This window comes from Streptomyces sp. DT2A-34, from assembly GCF_030499515.1.
Taxonomy (GTDB): Bacteria; Actinomycetota; Actinomycetes; order Streptomycetales; family Streptomycetaceae; genus Streptomyces.
The window spans coordinates 1,133,801-1,156,579 of sequence record NZ_JASTWJ010000001.1 but is presented as its reverse complement, the minus strand read 5'-3'; the positions used below and the strand labels follow the sequence as shown (position 1 = coordinate 1,156,579).

16 protein-coding genes and 1 pseudogene are annotated in these 22,779 nt (G+C 70.2%); 6 read left to right on the top strand and 11 right to left on the bottom strand.

All coding sequences use genetic code 11. From position 1 onward, the window contains the following. The first annotated feature begins 2 nt into the window (after nt 1-2). Nucleotides 3-458, top strand: coding sequence for a MaoC family dehydratase (locus QQM39_RS04980; protein ID WP_301995406.1), 456 nt, complete (start codon nt 3-5; stop codon nt 456-458). A 114-nt stretch (nt 459-572) separates the two neighbouring features. Here QQM39_RS04980 and QQM39_RS04975 read toward each other — a convergent pair whose 3' ends face one another. The 10 genes from QQM39_RS04975 to QQM39_RS04930 all read right to left on the bottom strand — a co-directional run bounded on the left by QQM39_RS04975 (nt 573) and on the right by QQM39_RS04930 (nt 14,035). Beyond that, on the bottom strand, nt 573-1,442 hold the full coding sequence (locus tag QQM39_RS04975; RefSeq protein WP_301995405.1) for a PaaX family transcriptional regulator C-terminal domain-containing protein: 870 nt from the start codon (nt 1,440-1,442) through the stop codon (nt 573-575). Between the two features lie 33 nt (nt 1,443-1,475). After that, on the bottom strand, nt 1,476-2,324 hold the full coding sequence (locus tag QQM39_RS04970; protein WP_301995404.1) for a hypothetical protein: 849 nt from the start codon (nt 2,322-2,324) through the stop codon (nt 1,476-1,478). After that, on the bottom strand, nt 2,324-3,991 hold the full coding sequence (locus QQM39_RS04965) for a PHP domain-containing protein (protein WP_301995403.1): 1,668 nt from the start codon (nt 3,989-3,991) through the stop codon (nt 2,324-2,326). The genes QQM39_RS04970 and QQM39_RS04965 overlap by 1 nt, the downstream gene beginning before the upstream one ends. 16 nt (nt 3,992-4,007) lie before the next feature. After that, the gene (locus QQM39_RS04960; protein ID WP_301995402.1) at nt 4,008-5,840 is read right to left on the bottom strand and encodes a LamG-like jellyroll fold domain-containing protein; all 1,833 of its coding nucleotides are present in this window, start codon (nt 5,838-5,840) and stop codon (nt 4,008-4,010) included. 45 nt (nt 5,841-5,885) lie between these two features. Next, nucleotides 5,886-8,816, bottom strand: a complete 2,931-nt coding sequence (locus QQM39_RS04955; RefSeq protein WP_301995401.1) for a glycoside hydrolase family 2 TIM barrel-domain containing protein — start codon at nt 8,814-8,816, stop codon at nt 5,886-5,888. After that, on the bottom strand, nt 8,813-9,748 hold the full coding sequence (locus QQM39_RS04950) for an alkaline phosphatase family protein (protein WP_302003483.1): 936 nt from the start codon (nt 9,746-9,748) through the stop codon (nt 8,813-8,815). Before QQM39_RS04950 ends, QQM39_RS04955 begins: the two co-directional genes overlap by 4 nt. A gap of 28 nt (nt 9,749-9,776) precedes the next feature. Continuing rightward, complete coding sequence (locus tag QQM39_RS04945; protein ID WP_301995400.1) at nt 9,777-10,649, bottom strand: carbohydrate ABC transporter permease; 873 nt, start codon at nt 10,647-10,649, stop codon at nt 9,777-9,779. Continuing rightward, nucleotides 10,646-11,530, bottom strand: coding sequence for a carbohydrate ABC transporter permease (locus QQM39_RS04940; protein ID WP_302003482.1), 885 nt, complete (start codon nt 11,528-11,530; stop codon nt 10,646-10,648). Before QQM39_RS04940 ends, QQM39_RS04945 begins: the two co-directional genes overlap by 4 nt. A gap of 124 nt (nt 11,531-11,654) precedes the next feature. Continuing rightward, nucleotides 11,655-12,935: an ABC transporter substrate-binding protein gene (locus tag QQM39_RS04935; protein WP_301995399.1), complete on the bottom strand. Its 1,281-nt coding sequence runs from the start codon at nt 12,933-12,935 to the stop codon at nt 11,655-11,657. Nucleotides 12,936-12,982: 47 nt separating this feature from the next. Further along, entirely contained in the window at nt 12,983-14,035 is a 1,053-nt protein-coding gene (locus tag QQM39_RS04930) for a carbohydrate kinase family protein (RefSeq protein ID WP_301995398.1), read from the bottom strand. 155 nt (nt 14,036-14,190) lie between these two features. Here QQM39_RS04930 and QQM39_RS04925 point away from each other — a divergent pair, with 155 nt between their 5' ends. The 4 genes from QQM39_RS04925 to QQM39_RS04910 all read left to right on the top strand — a co-directional run bounded on the left by QQM39_RS04925 (nt 14,191) and on the right by QQM39_RS04910 (nt 20,864). Next, entirely contained in the window at nt 14,191-14,955 is a 765-nt protein-coding gene (locus QQM39_RS04925; RefSeq protein WP_301995397.1) for a DeoR/GlpR family DNA-binding transcription regulator, read from the top strand. 190 nt (nt 14,956-15,145) lie between these two features. Then, complete coding sequence (locus QQM39_RS04920) at nt 15,146-16,486, top strand: 6-phospho-beta-glucosidase (protein ID WP_301995396.1); 1,341 nt, start codon at nt 15,146-15,148, stop codon at nt 16,484-16,486. A 67-nt stretch (nt 16,487-16,553) separates the two neighbouring features. Then, nucleotides 16,554-19,607 (top strand): glycoside hydrolase family 38 C-terminal domain-containing protein, encoded by a 3,054-nt coding sequence (locus tag QQM39_RS04915; protein WP_301995395.1) that lies wholly within the window; start codon nt 16,554-16,556, stop codon nt 19,605-19,607. Nucleotides 19,608-19,613: 6 nt separating this feature from the next. Beyond that, complete coding sequence (locus QQM39_RS04910; RefSeq protein WP_301995394.1) at nt 19,614-20,864, top strand: alpha-L-fucosidase; 1,251 nt, start codon at nt 19,614-19,616, stop codon at nt 20,862-20,864. A gap of 214 nt (nt 20,865-21,078) precedes the next feature. Here the strand turns inward: QQM39_RS04910 and QQM39_RS04905 are convergent, their stop codons facing one another. Continuing rightward, entirely contained in the window at nt 21,079-22,281 is a 1,203-nt protein-coding gene (locus QQM39_RS04905; protein ID WP_302003481.1) for an IS110 family transposase, read from the bottom strand. Nucleotides 22,282-22,526: 245 nt separating this feature from the next. Here QQM39_RS04905 and QQM39_RS04900 point away from each other — a divergent pair. Continuing rightward, nucleotides 22,527-22,682: pseudogene (locus QQM39_RS04900) on the top strand (RNA-guided endonuclease TnpB family protein); the annotation flags it as partial. Between the last annotated feature and the right edge of the window lie 97 nt (nt 22,683-22,779).

Here is a 22,779-nt window from a genome sequence, read left to right as displayed (position 1 = left end):
CCATGAGCATCACCGTGAACGGCCTCGACGAACTGAAGAAGCTGGCGGGCAGCGACCTCGGCACCAGCGAGTGGATCGAGATCACCCAGGAGCGCATCAACACGTTCGCCGACGCCACCGGCGACCACCAGTGGATCCACGTGGACCCGCAGAAGGCGGCCGAGGGGCCGTTCGGCGCCCCCATCGCCCACGGCTATCTCACCCTCTCCCTCTTCATCCCCCTCTTCACCGAGCTGCTGGACGTCCAGGGCGTCACCACGAAGGTCAACTACGGCCTGAACAAGGTGCGTTTCCCCTCGCCGGTCAAGGTCGGCTCGCGCATACGGCTGGTCGGCAGGCTGGCCGAGGTGGAGGAGGTGCCCGGCGGGGCGCAGATCACCGTCGACGGCACGATCGAGATCGAGGGCGGGGCGAAGCCGGCGGCGGTGCTGCAGAGCGTGTCGCGGTTCTACGCCTGAGCAACGCAAGCATCATGAGCTCGCCTCCGTGCAGGTCGTCCCGCATGGAGGCGAGCCTCTTCCGGAGGCCGCGCCGTCAGCCTGCGCGCCCTGCGAGTGTGCGAGGCGGTGCGGTCAGTACCGGGCAGGTCGATTACCCAGGGGCGTCGCGGACTCGTCGTTCTGGTGCCGCACCCCGACCAGGTCGAGCAGGCGCCCCGCGGCCTCGTCCGCCAGCGGTGTGAGCCGGGTGTGCACCGCCCGGAAGGTCTTCTCGGCTCCTTCCGCGGGCCAGTCGTCCGGCAGGTGCTCGACCGGCAGCCGCGGATCCTGGCGGATGACCCGCAGCCACTCCGCCTGGAGCCGGAGTCTCAGCGCGAGGGCGTCGTCGGCGTCCGGGAGCCGCGTCTGCCACGGTTGCCAGCGCCGTACGAACGACTCGTAGCGCGCCGCCAGTTCGGCCAGTTCCCAGGTCTCCTCGATCATCGCGCCGATGTCCATGCCGGCGTCGGCGTGCGCGCGGAACACCTTCACATGGGCGGACAGGCCCAGCTCGGCCACCAGCGACGACACGTCGACCTCGCCCGGCGCGATCCACAGGCCGCTGAACAGCGGCCCGAAGCCGCTCCAGGTCAGCTGGGAGCGCAGGTCGTGGCGCTGGCGCTGCCAGGACTCCGGGAGGGAGAAGCCGAGCAAAGTCCAGCTGCCGTCCCAGTGCCGGTTGACGGCGCCGGTCTGCCAGATGCGGTGGTCGCCGTCGCGCAGGACGGCCGCCGAACGCTCGGTCAGCCCGAAGTACATCCGGCGGCCCTCGCGCTGGCGGCGCAGCAGACCGCGGTTCACCATCCGGGTCAGCGTCGAGCGGGTCGCCTGCTCACCGACGCCCACGCGCGCGAAGACGTCGATGACACTGCCCGAGTACACACAGACGTCCCGCCCGAGCACCTGGTCGGCCAGGAACGTCAGCATGAGGGACTGGGGCCGCAGCGCCTCTTCACCGGTCACGCGGCCCACGGTACCTCTCGTACTTCCCGTCGATCAGCCCGTGACCTGCTTGTACGAGGAGACGGCCGTCGCCACCGCGCACACGCCGGGCGGGATCATCTGTGTGCGCAGGGTGCCGCTGTGCACGTCGTAGTCGACGCCCTCCGCCTCGAAGGTGCCCGCGCACACGCTGCGCTGTGGCGGCGCGAACAGGTTCTTCACCGTGCCGGTGACCGGCCGGCCGTCCACCTTGCGCGGCAGATCCACCTGGAGCAGCGGGCGGATCTCGGGGAAGAGCGTCCCCGTGGCGTCGTTCGAGGCGCACAGCAGGCGGGTGTCCGTCACGAAGTCGCAGCCCTGGATGTCGCGTACCGGCTTGTCCAGGGTGATCTGCCCGGCCTCCGCCAGCTCGCCGCCGGCCCGGGGCGTGGCCGGGTTCAGCAGGGGAGCGGGGAAGACCTGGAGTCTTCTCTGCTCCCCCCACTCGCCCGACACCAGCCACTGCCCGTCGGGTGAGACGGTGGCGAAGGAGTTGTTCGGCTTCTCGCCCGGGTTGAGCCGGTGCACGTACTCGTAGCGCTTCCCGGCCGGGGTCGTCACCGCGAACATCTTGGACGTGGCCGTGTCCGGGCCCTGGTAGGCGTCGAAGGTGTGGCCGAGTGCGATGTCCGGGTCGCCGACGTGGTTCCAGCCCTTGATCCGCAGGCCCAGGGGGATGGAGGCGAGCCCGCGGTACAGCAGTGAGCCGTCCGCGCGACTCGCCAGGCCCTGTCCGCCGCCCAGCGTGTCCGTGTAGGCGGTGCCGGTCTCGGCCCAGCGCGGATCGCCGGCGGCGGACGCCGTCCCGGCGCCCAGTGCGAGAGCCCCCAATAAGTAAACGGGAGTGAGGAGATGACGCTTCATCAGGCTCCTGTCACGTCGACGAACACGGGGTTCGAATAGAACCACGTATCCGCCCACGGGTCACCGTTTCCGGGCTCGTGCGGGATCGGCCCGTGCGGGTCGACCGACGCCCCGAGGTAGCCCGCGCCGTGGCGGTTGCCGTCGCTGCCGCGCAGGCGGACGTAGAAGGACTCGTCCCCGGCGGTCAGCGGGACGCACAGGGTGTACGTCCCCTTCCGGCCCGTCACGTCCAAGGCGCGGACGACCTTGGTGTCCGGTGCCTTCCAGGTGTCCCGGTCGGTCACCGGGCCGCGCACCGCGCCCCGGATGACGTCCACGTGCGCCAACTCGGGCACGATTCCCTGCGGGTTGGGGCGGGAGGCGGTCGTCACGGTGATGGTGAGCGTGAGCTTCTCGCCCTTGCGCACGCGCAGCCGGCCGCCCAGCGTGACACCCCGGCCGGAGTCGCAGTCCCGCTTGAGGCGCACGTCGAGGCCGTCGAGGAGATGTCCGTGGTCGAGCCAGATCCGGCCGGCGCGCAGGCCCGCCATCACCGCGCGGTAGCCGTAGCGGGTCACACCGACGTGGGTGCGGCTGAACTGGCCCGGCCAGAAGTCGCTGCCCGGCTGCGGGGTGGTGGTGTCGACCGGGTCGGGGAGCTTGCCGGTGGTGTCGAAGTTCTGCCCCGCCGGCCAGTCGCCGTTCTTCCAAGTGTCGAAGACGATGCGGTGGGCGTCGGAGTTCGTGGTGATCGAGAACAGGCTGCCTTCCGCCAGCATCGAGTCCCACAGGCCGCCGACCGTCGCGGTCGCCCAGTCGAAACCGCCGTACGTCAGGTAGGCGTCCGCCGGGTAGCCCGCCCAGGACTGGGCCGACGGCTTGTTCTCGTACTCGCCGCGGATCGAGGTCGCACCGCGCCAGCCGGGGATCGCCGCGCCCTGGGCGCCGGGTGCGCCCTCCATGCCGATCATGATCTCGGGGGCCGCGTCCCGCCAGTTGCGCATCTCGTGCGGGGAGTCGATGCCGAGGCGCATCGGGTGGTTGGCGAGGACGAGTACGTCGTCGACGTAGCCGGTGCGGCGCTGTTCGGCCAGCCACTGGATGGCCTTGACGGCGTGGGCCTCGTTGCGGGCGGTGTCCGCGTCGGCGGCGCCGCCCTTGTCGTAGCCGAGCAGCTTGCCGTCGTAGGCGCTCTCGAACCGGGTGAGCAGGTCGACCTCGTGCGCGCCGGGCGCCGCGAAGACCGTGCAGTGCTCGGCGGCCGGGATGTACCACTCCAGGCCCTGGAAGATGAGCTGGCGCGGGTTCTCGGCGCGCGCCTTGAGGATCTCCTCGTGCTCCAGCGGGGCGCCGTACTTGGCGTGCCCGAAGTTGGAGTGCTCGGTGAACACCATCCAGTCCAGGCCGTACTTGGCGCCTGCGGCGGCCAGTTGGGAGAACGTGTACTTGGCGTCGTGGCTGTAGACGGAGTGGATGTGGTGGTCGCCGACCAGGTAGGCGAGGCGGGGGTCGTCGCCGCCGAGACGCCGGTCGTCGGCGGCGAGTGCCGGGGTCGCGGAGCCGAGGGCGAACGCGGCGCCGAACAGGCCCGCGCGGCGTAGGAGTCCGCGTCTGGAGACGCCCTGGGCGTCCAGGAAGGCGGCGGCGACGGACGGGTCGGCCCAGGTGGGGAGCTGCTGCTCGGTCATGGTGGTCCCCTGAAGGTCAGTGGTTCATGAAGGACTTGACAGGCAGCGCCCGCGCGACGATCCGGACGTCGCCGAGGCGGCCGTACAGGATCTGGTCGATCTCGCCGCCGTACTCGTAGCCGCCGAGCAGCCAGGGCAGGCCGACCGAGGTGATGCCGACCGCGGATGCCCTCGGGTTGCGGACCACCGGGCAGCCCTCGACGTACATCGTGGTGTGCTCGCCGTCGTTGACGACCGCGAGGTGCCACCAGGTCTCCAGCGGGGTCTCCTGGGCCCAGTTGGTGGCGATGCCCTCCTGGTTGAGCGGGCGCATCGCCCACTGCGGCTCCCGGTCGTTCGACAGGGAGAGCGTGGCGAGCGGCTCGTCCGGGTCGTCGGCGGTCTTGCCGGCGGCGCCGCCCGTGCCCGTGCGGCCGACCAGGCCCGACCAGGCGTTGTGCGAGGGGTCCCAGTCGGCCGGGAGCCGGTAGAACGCCTCGATGGTGTAACCGTCCCCGAACGTGGCCGAGTTGAGCGGAGCCCCGTCGACCGTGCGCAGATACGCCCCCTTCAGCGGGGACTTGAAGCCCTGGAACTCCAGGCTGCCGTGACCGGGCTGGTCGGGGTGGTGGTCGGCGGACCAGCCCAGCTTGCCGCCGCCGACCGTGACGAGCGTGAGGTCGTTGCCGCGCCCGGACAGATCACGCACCGTGGTGCCCTCCACCGGCTGCTCGAACCGCCAGTACGCCACCGTGCCCGGTATCAGCATCCGCGAGGCGGGGCGTGCCGGGCGGGCGGGAACCGGATCGAAACCGGAGAAGCGGTCGGCGAAGTCGATCTCGACGCTGAACCGGTCTGTGTCACCGCTGAGTTCGATCTCCTGCCGCTCCAGCTCGTTGAGCCCCTTCGCGGCCCGGCCGAGGATCCACGGCGAGACCGTCTCCACGTCGATGACGTTCCGGTCGAGGTCGAAGCGGTACAGGCGGATCATCGCGGCGCCGCCGAAGTAGCGGTTCTGGTAGTTCGTCAGATGCAGATGTACGTCGTTTCCGGCCGCGTTCTTGCGGGTCGCCCGGCCGGCGGGCCAGTAGTGCCCGTTGAGGGTGAGGAAGATCTGGTCGTGGTCCTCGACCAGCCGGTCCCACAGCTGCTGCCCGTACGCCGACAGGGAGTCGTCCTCGACGACCAGCTCGTGGGTGGTGAGGACGACGGGGGTTTTCGGGTGCCGGGCGAGGACGTCCTTGGCCCACGCGTAGCCCTTCTCCGACAGCCGCCAGTCCAGCGCGAGCACCATCCACGCGCGGCCGGCGGCCTGGAAGAGGTGGAAGCTGTTGTAGCCGTCGGGGGAGGCACCCCCGAACGTCTTCTTCCCCTGGAACCGCTTGGGCCCGAAGGCGTCCAGATACGGCGTCGCCCCGCGCTGGTCGTCCGTCGACGACTTCACGTCGTGGTTGCCGGCGAGGACGCTGTAGCCCACGCCCCGCCGGTCCAGGAGCCGGAACGCCTCGCTGATCGCGGCGACTTCGGGCCGGCTGCCGTTCTGGGTGAGGTCGCCGAGGTGGGACAGGAAGACGATGTTCTCCTCCCGGCCGTACTCCAGCAGATAGCGCAGGGACGCCTCGACCGGCGCCTTGTCGATGCTCGGCCCGTCGAAGAGGTACTGGGTGTCGGGCATCACGGCCAGCGTGAAGCGCCGGCTGTCGGGATCGGGCCGCCAGTCGCCGGCGGGCGCGGCCTCGGCGACCGCCGGGACGGCGACCGAGGCCGTGGCGGCGGCACCGAGCAGTGCGGTGGCCCGCAGGAAACCGCGACGTCCGGCGCCGGCCTGCGCGGCCTCGCCGCCCGGGAGATGGTCATGCGAAGTACACACGTGTGCTCCGTGAAGGGTGACAGGGGAGGGGAGGCGTGGGGGAGTTCAGAGGACGCGCAGGGTCCAGCTCCAGCGATGGACACCCGGTGCGACGCGATAGGAGGGGAAGGTGTCGGGGCCGCACGACGCCGTGCCGAGGCCCCGGTGCGCCGCGTCGATGTGCACCACGCAGCCGGGGCGCGGCACGAGTTCGTCGTGGTGCGTGGCGGCGGTCAGGTCCTCGGCGCGGTAGCGGGTGACGGAGACCTGGCGCGGCTCGTCCAGCACCACCGCGAGGCCGGTGGCGTCCGGCGCGGACAGCGTGAACCGCCGTACGCCGTGCCGGCCACCGCTCTCCTGCGGGCGTAGGTAGGGGGTGAACAGCTCGTCGACGGCGACGGAGTGGTGACCGACGGGCGCGCCCGCGCTACGGTCGGGATACGACTCCCACGGCCCCTGCCCGAACCACTCCAGCAGGTCGAGCCCCGCGCCCGTCTCGAAGACCGTGCCGACCCGCGCCACGTCGTCGAACGCCTCCGGCAGCTCGGCCTCCTCCTCGACGCGGACCCCGCCCTCGACGGGCGTGAGCACCTGCCGGTGCCGTACGACACCGGTCGTCCCCGCGTACTCGGCCTGCACCGCCACCCGTCCGGCGTCCTGGCGCACCGACACGACCTTGCGCACCAGTGCGTCGAGCCCCCAGTTCCGCCAGCGCTGCGCCATGCCGCCGAGCTCGTCGTTGTCAGTGGGTGCACGCCACAGTGAGAGCGTGGGGGCCACCGTCAGCAGCGGGTGGACGAGGAGCCCCTCGCCGTCCACCTCGATCTGCCGGGCCACGGCAGCGACATCGACCGCAGCAGGCCCGCGCAGCCGCACCTGCGGCACGCACACCTCCGTGCCCCGCGGAGCCCACGGCAAGTCCAGCGCCGTCGTCACCCGCAGCGTCAGCCACGCCTCGCCGCCGTCCTCGGGCAGCGCGAACGGCAGCGGTACCGCCGCCGTCTCACCCGGGCACAGCTCGGGCAGCTCGGCCGGTGCGGTCACTGTGCGACCGTCCGCCAGAGACAGCTCCCATACGGCGGCCAGCCAGTCGAAGCCGCGGAAGTGCTGGTGGTTGGTCAGGACGACGCCCTCGTGCCGGAAGCACTCGATACGCACCGGCGCCGCGATCTCCCGGTGCTCGTACAGCGCGGGCTTCGGCGTGCGGTCGGGAAACACCACGCCGTCCGCGATGAACGCCCCGTCGTGGATCGTCTCGCCGAAGTCACCGCCGTACGCCCAGCGGTACCCGGGCGCGGCGACACCGTTGTCATGGAGCCCGGCGCCCCCACGCCCGGCCGGTCTTCCGTCGCTCACACGTTGCAGAATCCCGTGGTCCCAGAACTCCCAGATGAACCCGCCCTGAAGACCTGGGGTGGCCTCGATGGCAGCCCAGTGGTCGGCCAGCGTGCCGTTGCTGTTGCCCATGGCGTGCGAGTACTCGCACTGGATGAGCGGCTTGGTCTGCTCACCGGAGAGCGCGTGGGCGACGCAGTCCTCCAGCGGCGCGTACATCGGGCAGGCGATGTCGGAGGCGAGGCCCGGGTCCGCCCAGCCGAGTCTGGCCGCTCCCTCGTACTGGAGCGGCCGGGTCGGGTCGTGCCGGCGCACCCAGCCCGCCGCCGCGTCGTGATTGGCGCCGTAGTCGGACTCGTTGCCCAGCGACCAGATGATGACCGACGGGTGGTTCTTGTCGCGCAGCACCATCCGCGAGACCCGGTCCACGAAGGCGTTCAGATAGCGCGGGTCGTCGGCGATCTCGTGGGCGTGGTCGTGGGACTCGATGTCCGCCTCGTCGACCACGTAGAAGCCGAGCTCGTCGGCGAGGTCGTAGAGCGTGGGGTCGTTCGGGTAGTGGGCGGTGCGGATGGCGTTGAAGCCGAACCGCTTGAGCAGGACGAGATCGGCGCGCATGTCGTCGTACGACACCGTCCGCCCGGTCAGGGGGTGGAAGTCGTGCCGGTTCACGCCCCGGATGAACACCCGCTCGCCGTTGACGAGCAGGTCCCGGCCGACGATCTCGACGTCCCGGAAGCCGATCCGGTGGTGGGAGGTGTCGGCGACCGTGCCGTCTGCGCGGTGCAGCCGGACGGTCAGGCCGTACAGCTCGGGCGTCTCCGCGTTCCAGGTGCGCACCTCGGGGACGGTGGTCAGCATCCGTGCCTCGCCGAGGAAGTCGGAGACGCGCTCGTCGTCGGCGTTCGCGCGGTCGAACTCGGCGTCCTGCGCCAGGAGTTGACCGTCCAGATCGCCGGTGACGTACCACCCGTCGGGCAGCGCACCGCCCGCGTCCCGGACCTGGCAGTCGACCCGCAGCTCACCGCTGTACGCCGCCCGTACGGTCACGTCCGCGAGGTACAGCGGATCCGTCGCGTACAGCAGCACCGAGCGGGTGATGCCGCCGTGCCACCACTGGTCCTGGTCCTCGATGTGCGAGGCGTCGGACCACTTGACGACGGTGAGCCGTACGGTCGCGGGCGAGCCGGGGCGGACGACCCCAGTCAGATCGAACTCGGCGGCCAGATGTGAGTCCTTGGAGATGCCGACGGGCCGCCCGTCCACATGCACCAGCAGTACGCTCTCGGCGGCCCCGACCTGGAGCACGATCCGGCGTCCGGCCCACTCGGCGGGGACGTCGACCTCGCGCTCGTACACCCCCGTCGGGTTGTCGGCGGGAGACTGTGGAGGGAATTCTGTATACGGCATACGGACGTTCGTGTACTGCGGAAGGTCGTCCGTGTCCTGCATGGTCCAGACGCCGGGGACGTGCGCAGTGGACCAGGGACCGCCGACCGGCGCGTCCGGAGCGGACAGCAGCTGGAAGCGCCAGTCGCCGTCCAGGGGGAGTGCTCCGGGGCGCCGGTCGACGGCGTTCATGGGGAGCCGCCCCCAGGAGGTCACCTCGGGTGCCTTCCAGGGGCGCAGGGCGATCAAGGGGTCGAGGGGTGCGTCGGTCATGACCATTCCGAAGTCGGTGCGGTGGGCCGGGGCAGGGGGTGGCCTTGCAGGCCCCAGGCAGGGTCGACGGGGATGCCGAGACGGTCCAGGACGGTGGGGGCGATGTCGATGAGGCGGGGCGTGTCGAGCCGGGTGCTCTCGGGCACGCCGGGCCCGGCGAGGATGACGAAGACTTCCCGCTCGGCACGCGTGTCGCCGCCGTGGCCGCCGGTGTCGAGGTGACCGTGGTCCGTGGTGACCAGCACGGTCCAGTGCTCGTCGATGCGCCGGGGGTCACGGCGCCGTTCTTCCATCGCCTCCAACAGCCGCCCGAGGTGGGTGTCCTGGGCACGGAGAGCGTCGTCGTAGGCGGGGGAGAGGGGGCCCGTGGCGTGGCCGGCCTCGTCGGTGGCGCCGAAGTACACGAACACGGCGTCCGGGTCGCCCTTGGTGAGCCAGCGTGTGACGGTGCGGGCGACGCGGCGGTCGGCGGTCTCGTAGCCGCGGGACTCGCCGTTGTAGCGCACGCGCCGGCCGATGGCGCGGCCGAGGGTGCCGCGGCGGATCAGTTGCGGCCAGGACACCGCGGCCGCGGTGCGCAGGCCGGGCCGGGCGGTGACGGCACGCGTCAGGAAGTCGGGGTAGCGGGCATAGTCGGCGCCGGTGAAGTCGTTGCCGGTCACCCCGTGGCGGTCGGGCCACACTCCGGTCAGCACGCTCGACCAGCCGGGGCCGGAGTCGGTGTAGGCCATGCTGGTGGACGGCCCGCCGTCGGCCTGGCCGTCCGCCTCGCCGTACGGCAGCAGGCTGGTGCCGTGGGCGCCCGAGGCCATCAGTCCGTGCAGCACGGGTGCCGTGGACGGCGAACGGATCAGCCGGTCGAAGCGCAACCCGTCCATACCCACCACGAGCACCTTGCCGCGCCGCGGCCGTTCCCCGCCGGCGACCTCCACCACTGTGCACCTCCTTCTCGACACCGGTTCAGCTGCCCTGTACCGCACCTTCGGTGGCGCCCGCGATGAACCCGCGCGCGAAGATGCTGAAGACGATGACCAGGGGCAGGGCTGCCATCAGCACACCGGCCATGACCATGCTGTAGTCGGTGTTGTGGCCGAGGTTGAGCTGGGCAAGCTCCACCTGGAGCGTGACGTGGTCGGGGTTGGTGAGCACGATGAGCGGCCAGACGTAGTCGTTCCAGGCGTTGACGAAGGCGTAGATGGCGAGGAAGGACAGCGCGGGCTTGATCATCGGCAGGGCGACGTTCCAGTACTGACGGAAGAACCCGGCGCCGTCGATGCGTGCCGCGTCGAGCAGTTCGTCGGGAACACCGTTCTCGATGTACTGGCGCAGCCAGAAGATGCCGAAGGCGTTGGAGAGGGCGGGCCAGACCAGCGCCTTGAGCATGCCGACCCAGCCGAGCTCGGACATCAGGATGAACTGCGGCAGGACGGCCAGCTGGAGCGGCAGCATCATGAACACCAGCAGCGTGCCGAAGAGCACCTTGCGCCCGGGGAAGTCGAACTTGGCGAAGGCGAAGGCCGCCAGGGAGTCGATGAACAGCACCAGGACCGTGGTGACGCTCGCGACGATGATCGTGTTGAGCATCGACCCGAAGAAGTCGATGGTGTTGAGGACGTTCCGGATGTTCTCCAGCAGATGCGAGCCGAACGTCAGCTTCGGCGGGCTCTGGTAGATGTCCTTGGTGGTGTTGGTCGCCATCACGATCGTCCACAGGAACGGGAAGACCGAGATCAGGACGGCCAGGGCGAGGAGGATGTGCGCAGTCAGGCCCTTGGGGCGCCGTAGCCGCCGCTTCGCGCCCGTGGCCGGCGATGTGGTGGCGGCTGTCGTCATGACTTCCTCCCTCGTTGCACGATGCGCCAGTTGATGACGACGAGCACGATGATCAGTACGAAGAAGGCCCACACGATGGCCGCGCCATAGCCGTAGTCGTTGTCGAGGAAGGCCGACTGGTAGAAGTACAGCAGCGTGGTCAGGCCCGCCTGGCCGGGACCACCGAGGTTCGCGTTGGCGGCGTTGCTGGCGAAGAGCACCTGGGGTTCGCTGAAGCTCTGCAGACCGTTGATCGTCGAGATGACGACGGTGAACAGGATGATCGGCCGCATGATCGGAATGGTGATCTGGAAGAAGGTGCGGATGGGTCCGGCGCCGTCCATCTTGGCCGCTTCATAGATCGACTGCGGGATGGCCTGGAGGCCGGCCAGATAGATGATCATGTTGTAGCCGGTCCACATCCAGGTCATGAGCGCGGCGATCACGACCTTGATCAGCCAAGGATTGCTCAGCCACGGGACGGGCTCGATGCCGACCGTGCCCAGGATCGCGTTGACCAGACCGAAGTTGTTGCTGAACACCGCGCCGAAGAAGATCGCCACGGCGACGATCGACGTGACGTTCGGTACGTAGAGCGCGATGCGGTAGAAGCCCTTGAAGCGGCGCACCGAGTGCAGCAGCGTCGCCAGCACCAGGGCGCCGAACAGCGTGGGCACGGTCGACAGCACCCAGATCGCCAGGGTGTTGCGGATCGACAGCCAGAAGACCGGGTCGTTCCAGAGGAACTCGTACTGCTGCAGACCCACGAACTGCTTGGTGCCCAGGCCGTCGTAGCGCTGGAAGGACAGATACAGCGAATAGAAGACGGGGACGAAGGAGAACGCGGCGAAGATCAGGTAGAAGGGCGAGATCGCCAGGTACTGCCGCCAGTACGACAGCACTCCGCGACGCCTGGGCCGAACGGCGCCCGCGGGCGGGGTGCGCCGCGGGCGGAAACGGGCCGGGCCCGGCCCGCCACGGCGCTCGCGCACCGTGGCGGGGCCGGTGACCGGAGGGGACGACACCTTAGTTCACCCCCTGTCGCCGGGCGATCTGCTTGGCCTGGCCGACCGCGTCGTTCCAGGCGTCGTCGGGCTTCTTGCCCTTGGCCTCGATGCTGCTCAGCTCGGCCATGAAGGGCGCCATGACGGCGGAGTCGGCGGGTGCCTCGTAGCTCACCGGGATGGCCTCGGCGGCCGGGCCGAAGACCTCGATGATCTTCTGTCCGCCGAAGAAGGCGTCGGGGCCCGTCATGGCCTCCATCGAGTACGTCGCCGGAGAGGCGGGGAAGATGGTGGCGTCGGTGTAGCTCTTGGCGTTGTTGTCCGGGCTGAGGATCCAGCTGATGATCTTGAACGCCTCTTCGGGGTTCCGGCACTGCGAGGGCAGGGCGAGATAGGAGCCGCCCTGGTTCGCCGGTCCGGCCGGGGTTGCGCAGACCCGCCACTTGCCCTTGGTGCCGGGGGCCGCCGACTCGATGTCCAGCGCGTGCCAGGCGGCGCCGAGTTCGGTGGCCAGGTTCTTGCCGATGGCGGCGTTCCAGGTCTGGTCGTTGATCTTGGCGTCGATGCCGAGCGTGTAGGGGCGGATCGCTGTTTCCCACGCGGCGCGGATGTGGTCCTGGTCGCCGATGAAGTGGTTGTCCTCGTCGATGAACCGCTTGGTGCCCTGGCCGACCGCGATATTGAACACGGAGCTGATGTTGTTGATCAGGAAGGTGCCGGGCTGCGCCTTCTTCAGCTCGGAGCCGAGGGCGAAGTAGTCGTCCCAGGTCTTGGCCTCGGCTGCGACCTTGTCGGGGTCGGTGGGCAGCCCGGCCTTGTCGAACAGGTCCGCGCGGTAGAAGAGCGCGGTGGGACCGATGTCGATCGGGAACCCGATCTGCTTGCCGTCCTTGGTCTGGGCGAGCTTGGTCTTCCACTCCAGGTACTGGGACGAGATCTTCTTGAAGCCCAGGTCGTTCAGGTCGAGGAAGCGGTCGGCGTTGGGCAGGAAGGAGGCGATGTCCTCGCCCTTGATGCCGGTGATGTCGGGCACGGAGGAGCCGCCCGCCGCGAGGGTGGTGGTGAGCTTCTGCTTGAAGTCGCCGCCGATGGAGGCGGCGGTCAGCTTGACCTGGCTGCCGAAGTGCGTCTTGGCCTCGGCGACCACCTTGTCGCTGAGGGCGCCACCCCAGTACCACAGGGTGAGGTCCTTGCCGTTCTTGGTGCCGGTCGATTCCGAGCCGCTGCCGCAGGCGGCGGTCAGGCCGGAGGCGGCCGCGGTGAGCACGGCGGCCTGGAGGAAGCCTCTACGAGAAAGGTCCACGGGTCACTCCTGTTGTTCCTGTACGACGTGGAGAGGGGGTGTGAGGGTCAGTGCCGCCGGTCGGAGGCGCGTGGGCCCACCGGCGTGGGACCGGCCGGCGGGGTGACGGGGGCGTGGCGCACGGGCGGGCCGACGTCGGCCGGGATGCGGTGCGCGAGGAAGCCGTACGCGCGTCGCAGGTCGGGGTCCTTCGCCGACCGCCACCAGTGGTCGACGCCGTACCAGCCGGGGGCCGCCAGCGCCCCGCCGTGGTGCCGTACGGACAGGCCGGCGGCGAGCACGGCGAACCGCAGCCGTTCCTCCAGCGGCCAGCCGCCCAGCGAGGCCGCGACGAAACTCGCCCCGAACACGTCGCCGGCGCCCGTCGCGTCGAGGAGGTCGACGTCCAGGGCCGGGACCTCCGCGTACTCGCCGGTGATCTGGTCGACGGCCACGGCCCCGTCGCCGCCCCGCGTCACCACGGCCACCGGCACCAGCTCGCTGAGCGTGCCGAGGGCCGCGACCGCGCTGTCGGTGCGGGTGTAGGCCATCGCCTCGGTCTCGTTGGGGAGGAAGGCGTGGCACAGGGAGAGCTGGTCGAGCAGGTCGGTCGACCACTGCTGGGTGGGGTCCCAGCCGACGTCGGCGTAGATCCGCGTGCCGTTCGCGGCGGCCTTGGCCAGCCACTCGCGGGATTCGGCCTCGATGTGCACGAGGGCCGTGCGCGCCTCGGGCGGGTCGCCCATCAGCGCGTCCTGCGAGTACGGGGGCTCCTGGCCGTGGGTGACGAGGGCCCGGTCGTGGCCGTAGGCGAGGGAGACGGTGACCGGGGTGGGCCAGCCGTCCGCCGTGCGCGACAGCGAGAGGTCGATGTCCTCCTGGTCGCACAGGATGTCCCGGCACCACTCGCCGTACAGGTCGTCGCCGAACACCGTGGCCAGCGAGGTCCTGAGGCCGAAGCGGGCGGCGGCCACCGCCAGGTTGGCGATGCCGCCCGGGCCGCAGCCCATGCCGCCCGTCCAGATCTCCTCGCCCGGGGTCGGCGGCTTCCCGAGCCCCGTGAGGACGAGGTCGTAGAAGAGCAGCCCGGTCAGCAGCACATCGGGCCGGTCGTCGTCCACGGATCGCGTCCTCTCGTTCGGGACTCCCGCTGGGGAGAGCTCGTCAAAACTCTTCATTTCGGTGACCGGAATCGTGCGCTGCTCAGAGAGATTGGTCAATACCCGAGCAGAAATGAGCATGGCGATGATTGAAGATGACGAGTAGTGTTCGCATCGTGCTGGCAGAACGACGACACCAACTCATCCTGCGGGCCCTGCGCTCCGGTGGCCCCGCGGCCGTGACCGATCTCTCCGAGCAACTGGGTGTGAGCCCCGCCACGATCCGGCGTGACCTGGTCAAACTCGAGGAGGACGGCCTCCTTACGCGGGTGCACGGCGGCGCGGTCGTGGAGGAGGGCGATCAGCCCTTCGCCGAGGTCGCCGAGATGCGCGTGGCCGAGAAGGACGCCATAGCCGCGCGCGCCGCCTCGATGATCGAAGATGGTCAGTCGGTGCTGCTCGACATCGGCACGACCGCCTTCCGGCTGGCCCGCCAGCTGCACGGCCGCCGCCTCACGGTGATCACCAGCAATCTGGTGGTCTACGAGGAGCTCGCCGATGACGAGGGCATCGAGCTGGTGGTGCTCGGCGGCATGCTCCGCCGCGAGTACCGCTCCCTGGTCGGCTTCCTCACCGAGGACAACCTGCGCCAGCTGCATGCCGACTGGCTGTTCCTGGGGACCAGCGGGGTGCGGCCGGGCGGGCAGGTGATGGACACGACGGTCGTCGAGGTGCCGGTCAAGCGGGCCATGATCAAGGCCGGTGAGAAGGTCGTGCTGCTCGCCGACGCGGCGAAGTTCCCCGGCACGGGTATGGCGAGGGTGTGCGGTCCGGACGACCTGGACGTGGTGGTGACGAACGCGCCGGTCGATGCGGTGACGCGGGCCTCCTTGCAGGAGGCCGGCGTCGAGGTCGTCGTGGCGGGAATGGTGCAGACGTGAGCCCTCCCGCGGCTGACGCGAGGCAACTTCTGGCCCAGGACGCCCCACCGCTCAGCGAACAGCGAGGTCTCACGCCCTCGACACCAGCCGGGTCGGAACCAGCCCGGGGTCTTGAAGCAAGGTCAAGGAGGTGGCGCGTGCTCAGTTCTCACCACGCGTTGCGCGCCGCCTGCCCGATGGGAGGAACCCGGTGAAACTGACGATTCTGGGCGGCGGAGGATTCCGCGTACCGCTCGTGTACGGGGCGCTCCTGACGGACCGCGCCGAAGGCCGGGTCACCCAGGTCGTGCTGCACGACCTGGACGCGCAGCGGCTCTCCGCGGTGACCCGCGTGCTCGCCGAGCAGGCGGCCGGGGTGCCGGACGCGCCCGAGGTGACCGCCACGACCGACCTGGACGAGGCCCTGCGCGGCGCCGACTTCGTCTTCTCGGCGATCCGCGTCGGCGGCCTGGAGGGCAGGGCGAACGACGAGCGGGTCGCGCTCGCCGAGGGCGTCCTGGGCCAGGAGACGGTCGGCGCGGGCGGCATCGCCTACGGCCTGCGGACCGTGCCCGTCGCCATCGACATCGCCCAGCGCGTGGCCCGCCTCGCGCCGGACGCCTGGGTCATCAACTTCACCAACCCTGCGGGCCTGGTCACCGAGGCCATGTCCCGCCACCTCGGCGACCGCGTCATCGGCATCTGCGACTCGCCGGTCGGCCTCGGCCGCCGTATCGCCCGCGTGCTCGGCGTGAAGAACCCGGGCGAGGCATGGATCGACTACGTCGGCCTCAACCACCTCGGCTGGGTGCGCGGCCTGCGCGTCGCCGGCCGCGACGAACTCCCCCGCCTGCTCGCCGACCCCGACCTGCTGGGCTCCTTCGAGGAGGGCAAGCTCTTCGGCGTCGACTGGCTCCGGTCGCTGGGCGCGATCCCGAACGAGTACCTGCACTACTACTACTTCAACCGGGAAGCGGTCCGCGCCTACCAGCAGGCCGACAAGACCCGCGGCGCCTTCCTCGCCGACCAGCAGGCGCACTTCTACCGGGAGGTCGAGCGGTCGGACGCCTCCGCCCTGGAGATCTGGGACCGCACCCGCGCCGAGCGCGAGGCCACCTACATGTCCGAGAACCGGGAGACGGCCGGCGCCGGCGAGCGCGACGCCGACGACCTCTCCGGCGGCTACGAGAAAGTGGCGCTCGCGCTGATGCGAGCCATCGCCCGCGACGAGCGCACGACCCTGATCCTCAATGTCCGCAACCAAGGCACGCTCTCGGTGCTCGACTCCGAGGCCGTCATCGAGGTGCCCTGCCTGGTCGACGCCAACGGTGCCCACCCGGTCGCCGTCGCCCCCCTGCCCGATCACGCCACCGGCCTCGTCTGCTCGGTCAAGGCGGTCGAGCGGGAGGTGCTGGCCGCCGCCGAGTCCGGTTCGCGCACGACGGCGGTGAAGGCGTTCGCGCTGCACCCGCTGGTCGACTCGGTCAACGTCGCCCGCAGGCTGGTCGAGGGGTACGCCGGGGTGCATCCCGGCCTCGCGTACCTTAGGTAGCGCTCGCCCGGAAAGCGCTTCCGTCCCCCGCTTCCCCCTCCGTTCTCTCCCTCCCTGGAGACCTCTCATGCACGACGAACGCCGCCGGATCGAGGAACGCGTCGAGCGCGTCCACAACCAGCGCATCAGGCCCGCGATCTACTCGGCCACCGTCCCCCTCGAGGTCGAGGCCTGGCAGGCGCCGGGAGAGCCCGTCTCCTTCGAGGAGGCCGCGGCCGCCCGGTACCAACCCTTCGCGATGGACACCCCGTGGGGTCCGCCCTGGGGCACGACCTGGTTCCGTATGCGCGGGCGCGTCCCCGCCGAGTGGGCCGGACGGCGCGTCGAGGCGGTCATCGACCTCGGCTTCGTGGGCGACTGGCCCGGCAACCAGGCCGAGGCCCTGGTCCACCTGCCCGATGGCCGGCCCCTGAAGGCGGTCAACCCGCTCAACCAGTACGTGCCGATCGGCAACCCGGTCTCGGGCGGCGAGGAGATCGACTACCTGGTCGAGGCCGCCTCCAACCCGGACATCCTGGCCGACAACTTCTCGAGGACGACCCGGCTCGGCGACGTCCTCACGGCAGGCGACAAGCCGCTGTACACCTTCCAGCGCGCCGACATCGCCGTCCTGGACGAGGAGGTCTGGCACCTCGACCTGGACATCCAGGTGCTGCGCGAGCTCATGGTCCACCTCGGCGAGCACGAGCCGCGCCGCCACGAGATCATGCACGCCCTGGACCGGGCCATGGACGCCCTGGACCTCGACGACATCTCGGGCAGCGCCGCCGCAGTCCGCGAGGTGCTCGCCCCGGCGCTCGCCAGGCCGGCCCACGCCAGCGCGCACACGGTCTCCGGTGTCGGCCACGCCCACATCGACTCGGCGTGGCTGTGGCCGATCCGGGAGACGAAGCGCAAGACGTCCCGCACCTTCTCCAACGTCACGTCCCTGGCCGACGAGTACGACGACTTCATCTTCGCCTGCTCGCAGGCCCAGCAGTACGAGTGGGTCCGCGACAACTACCCGCACGTGTGGGCCCGTATCCAGGAGTCGGTGAAGAAGGGCCAGTGGGCGCCGGTCGGCGGCATGTGGGTCGAGGCCGACGGCAACCTGCCCGGCGGCGAGGCGATCGCCCGCCAGCTCATCCACGGCAAGCGGTTCTTCATCGAGCACTTCGGCGTCGAGACCAAGGGCGTCTGGCTGCCGGACTCCTTCGGCTACACCGCCGCCTACCCGCAGCTCGCCAAGCTCGCCGGCAACGAGTGGTTCCTGACCCAGAAGATCTCCTGGAACCAGACGAACAAGTTCCCCCACCACACCTTCTGGTGGGAGGGCATCGACGGCACCCGCATCTTCACCCACTTCCCGCCGGTCGACACCTACAACGCCCGCTTCAGCGGCGAGGAGATGGACCGCGCGGTCCGCAACTACTCCGAGAAGGGCGGCGGCACGCGCTCCCTCGCGCCGTTCGGCTGGGGCGACGGCGGTGGCGGCCCCACCCGCGAGATCATGGAACGGGCGCGCCGCCTCGCCGACCTGGAGGGTTCTCCGAAGGTCGTCGTCGAGCACCCCGACGACTTCTTCGCCAAGGCCCGCGAGGAGTACCCGGACGCCCCCGTGTGGGTCGGTGAGCTCTACCTGGAGCTGCACCGCGCCACCTACACCTCGCAGGCCCGCACCAAGCAGGGCAACCGGCGCAGCGAACACCGGCTCCGCGAGGCCGAGTTGTGGGCCACGACGGCGGCGCTGCACGCGCCGGGGTACGTGTACCCGTACGAGAAGCTGGACCGGCTCTGGAAGACCGTCCTGCTGCACCAGTTCCACGACATCCTGCCGGGGTCCTCGATCGCCTGGGTGCACCGCGAGGCGGAGGCCGAATACGCCCGCGTGGCCGAGGAGTTGGAGGCGCTGACCGCCGAGGCCGTGGCCGCGCTGGGCGCCGGCGGCACGCGGGTGTTCAACACCAGCCCCTTCGACCGGGCCGAGGTCGTCCGCACCTCCGAGGGCGCACCGGCCTACGTCGAGGTGCCCGCGAGCGGCAGCGCGCCGCTGACCGACGCCCAGCCCGCACAGTCGGTGAAGGTGGCGGGCCGGGTCCTCGACAACGGCCTGGTGCGGGTCGAGGTGGCGCAGGACGGCACCCTGTCCTCCGTGTTCGATCTGCGGGCGAACCGCGAGGTGCTCGCCGACAAGGGCAACCTCCTGCGCCTGCACACCGACCTCCCGAACTACTGGGACGCCTGGGACATCGACAAGCACTACAAGAACCGCTATACGGATCTGCTGGACGCCGACGCGGTGGCCGTCGTCGAAGAGGACCCCCTGCGCGGCGCGATCCGCGTCACGCGTTCCTTCGGCAAGGGCTCGCAGGTCACCCAGACGATCACCCTGCGCGCCGGCAGCCCCCGCATCGACTTCGAGACCGAGATCGACTGGCACGAGGCCGAGAAGATCCTCAAGGCCGGTTTCCCGGTGGACATCCGTGCCCCGCACTCCTCCGCCGAGATCCAGTTCGGCCACATCCAGCGGCCCACCCACACCAACACCAGCTGGGAGGCGGCCCGCTTCGAGGTCTCCGGCCACCGCTGGGTGCACATCGCCGAGCCCGGCTACGGCGTCGCGGTCATCAACGACTCGACGTACGGCCACGACGTCTCCCGCACGGTCCGCGAGGACGGCGGTACGACGACCCGGGTCAGCCTCAGCCTGGTCCGCGCCCCGCGCATCCCGGACCCCGAGGCCGACCAGGGCAGGCACCGCTTCACCTACTCCCTGCTCCCCGGCGCGAGCATCGAGGACGCCGTCGCCGAGGGCTACTCCCTCAACCTCCCCCTGCGGGTGGCGGATGCGGCGGGCGCGCCCGAACCGGTCGTCTCCGTGGACGGCGACGGCGTGACCGTCGAGGCGGTCAAGCTGGCCGACGACCGCTCCGGTGACGTCGTCGTACGCCTCTACGAGTCCGGCGGCGGCCGTGCGACCGGCGTCCTGCGTACCGGCTTCCCGCTGGCGGGCGCCCAGGTGACCGACCTGCTGGAGCGCCCGCTTCAGGACGCGGACGTCACCGGTGACGGCGGCGTCGCGGTCGCCCTGCGCCCCTTCCAGGTCCTCACGCTCCGCCTGCGCCGCGCGGAAGGGAGCTGAGCGCGGGTGCCCATACAACCCTGGTTCACCGACGCCAAGTTGGGGATCTTCATCCACTGGGGCATCTACGCCGTCGACGGCGTCCAGGAGTCCTGGTCGTTCTACGACGACATCGTCCCGTACGACGAGTACATGTCCCAGTTCGACCGCTTCACGGCGTCCCGTTACGACCCGCGCGAGTGGGCGAGGCTCTTCGCGCGGGCCGGCGCCCGGTACGCCGTCCTGACCAGCCGCCACCACGACGGCGTGGCCCTGTGGGACACCGCCCACGGCGACCTGAACGTGGGCCGCGACCTGATCGGCGGCTACGCGGACGCCCTGCGCGAGCAGGGCCTCAAGGTCGGCCTCTACTACTCGCACTCGGACTGGAGTCATCCCGACTACGCCTCCACGCGCAAGCCGGGCCGTCCGCCGGAGCTGGAGGACAACCGGTACTCCGAAGTCGCGGCGGAATTCGAGGACCTGGACGCCTGGGAACGGTTCATCGCCTACCGGGACGGCCAGATCCGCGAGCTCGCCTCCCGCTACCGGCCGGACCTGATGTGGTTCGACGGCGAGTGGGACCGCAGCGAGGAGCAGTGGCGCATTCCCGAACTCGCCGCGCTCATCCGGTCGTACGTACCGCATGTCGTCTTCAACGCCCGCATGCTCAGCGAGGGCGACTACGCGACGCCCGAACAGGGCGCCCCGGTCGTCCCGCCCGAGGGCCCCTGGGAGCTGTGCCTGACGATCAACGACTCCTGGGGCCACCAGCACCACGACCACAACCACAAGTCCGTCGACCAGCTGATCCGCTACTTCGCGGAGACGATCGGCGGCGGGGGCAACCTGCTGCTCAGCGTCGGACCGCGCGAGGACGGCACGATCCCGGCGGAGCAGGTCGAACGCCTGGAGGGGCTCGGCGACTGGATCGCCAAGCACGCGGAGGCGGTGTACGGCACCGAACGCGGCCTCCCGCCCGGTCACCACTACGGCCCGAGCACCCTCTCCAAGGACCGCCGCACCCTGTACCTGATCCTCTTCGACGCCCCGCGCGCCGAGATCAACGTACGTGGGCTGCTCGGTGCGGTACGCCGGGTCACGGTCCTCGGCAGCGGCACGGAACTGGCCCACCGGGTCACCGGCGGCCTGCACGAAACGCCGGGCGTGCTCTGGATCGAACCGCCCACCGGGGCGGACCTCGACCCGCACGCCACGGTGCTCGCCGTAGAACTGGACGGGGAGCTGGAGCTGTACCGGGGTTCGGGCCGCTTCTGACTCCGGACCCCGAGAAGCACCTTCGGGCCGGCCGGCCGCCGCCCCCGTGACAGCGCCGGCCGACCCGAAGCCCCCGTGCTTCCCCCGTTGTGGTGCGATCCCCCGTGGTTCCCCGTGTTCCCCCGTTGCCTTTCACTCTTATGAGCGCGCTGTCCGCGCCCTGATACACCCTCCCGGAAAAAAGTTTCCCGGGGGGGTGCCCCTATGGGTTTCGTCAAGCTGATGGGGCGGGTTGGGGGTCGTAGAAGGTGCCGTCGCGGAGCATCGCGAAGAGCACGTCGGCTCGTCGTCTCGCGAGGCAGAGGAGGGCTTGGGTGTGGTGTTTTCCCTGGCTGATCTTCTTGTCGTAGTAGGTCCGGGAGGCCGGGTCGGCCAGAGCCGCGAACGCGGACAGGAAGAAGGCCCGTTTGAGCTGCTTGTTTCCGCGGCGGGATGGTTGTTCGCCGCGGATCGAGGAGCCAGAACTGCGGGTTGTGGGGGCGAGGCCGGCGTAGGCGGCGAGGTGGGCGGCGGTCGGGAACGAACGGCCGTCGCCGACGTCGATGAGGATGCGGGCTCCGGTCCTGACGCCGATCCCCGGCATGGACGTCAGGACCTTGGAAAGAGGGTGGTTCTCCAGCAGTTCCTCGATCCGGGTGGCCAAGAGTTTCCGCTGGTCAAGCACCGCTCGGAGCGAGTTGGCGAGGCTGGGGACGATCAGAGCGGCCGCGTCGGTGCCCGGGACGACGACGGTCTGTTCGTCCAGTGCGGTGAAGATGTCCTCGACGAGCCGCTCGGCCATCCGCGGTGCCTTCGGGCGTATCAACGCAATGAGCCGTCGGCGTCCGGCTTTGCGGATCTGGGCCGGGGAGCCGAACTGGTCGAGGAGCTTGAGCACGGCCGGGTGTTGGACGCGTGGGCCCAGGATCCGTTCCAGCGACGGGTGGATCTGGGTGAGCAGGCCCCGCAGGCGGTTGCTGATGCGGGTTGCTTCGCCGGCCAGGTCGTCGTCGAAGCCGACGATCATCTCCAGCTCGGCGATGGTCTCGTCCTCGAGGTCGACCGAGCGGAGCGTGTGAGGCATGACGCGGGCCGCGTCTGCGATGACGAACGCGTCGCGGGCATCTGTCTTGGCCTCGCCGGGATAGAGGTCGGCGATCCGCCGCATCGTCAGGCCGGGCAGATAGGCGACCGGGCAGCCCATGTCCCGGGCCACCGCCAGCGGCAGAGCCCCGATCGAGGCCGGCTGGTCGACCACCACGAGCACGGTCCCGTGCTTGGCCTGCAGTTTGCCGAACACTTCGCGGAGCTTCGGCTCGCTGTTGGGCAGCCGCTTGTCGAAGGCCTTCTTCCCGGCCGGGGTGACGGCGGTGGCGTGGTGTTCGCCCTTGCCGACGTCCAGGCCGAGGAAAGCGCCGATGTCACTGACGTCGATCACGTGCGTCCTTCGGTCGTCCTCGCCCGGCCGTCCCACGGCACCGATCGCCACATCCACATTACGAAGAGCCTCCCGACCTGCGAAGAAGCCGGTGGTCATGCCCCTAATCAGCGGTCTGTCGATGCCTCCGGAGCCGGTGACACCACCCCCCAAGACATGCGATCGACAGGGGGAGAAAGTCATGCCAACTCCGAAGGCCGGGCGCCCCATTGCGGGGCTACCAAAAAGGTAATGGGGGGGGCCAGCCGCTGTCGGAACGTACCTATACCTGCACGGCGTGCGGAGCCGTCTCCCCGAGGGACAAGAACTCCGCGCGTGTGATGCTCGTCGGGGCTGGTCTCAACCCGGCTGGTGTCGAGGGCGTAAGACCTGACGGGGCGCTGCTCCGTCAGGCGGCCTGAGCCAGGAATCCCCTCCCCTCGGGGAGGGGAGGACTCAAGGTGTTGCCGTACATGTCGGCGACTTGGCCTGCTCGATGAGCCAGTTGACCCAGTAGTT

Coding starts and splice junctions, on each gene's coding strand:
- QQM39_RS04980 (WP_301995406.1), top strand. CDS start 3: ATGAGCATCACCGTGAACGGCCTCGACGAACTGAAGAAGCTGGCGGGC.
- QQM39_RS04970 (WP_301995404.1), bottom strand. CDS start 2,324: ATGAAGCGTCATCTCCTCACTCCCGTTTACTTATTGGGGGCTCTCGCA.
- QQM39_RS04965 (WP_301995403.1), bottom strand. CDS start 3,991: ATGACCGAGCAGCAGCTCCCCACCTGGGCCGACCCGTCCGTCGCCGCC.
- QQM39_RS04955 (WP_301995401.1), bottom strand. CDS start 8,816: ATGACCGACGCACCCCTCGACCCCTTGATCGCCCTGCGCCCCTGGAAG.
- QQM39_RS04945 (WP_301995400.1), bottom strand. CDS start 10,649: ATGACGACAGCCGCCACCACATCGCCGGCCACGGGCGCGAAGCGGCGG.
- QQM39_RS04915 (WP_301995395.1), top strand. CDS start 16,554: ATGCACGACGAACGCCGCCGGATCGAGGAACGCGTCGAGCGCGTCCAC.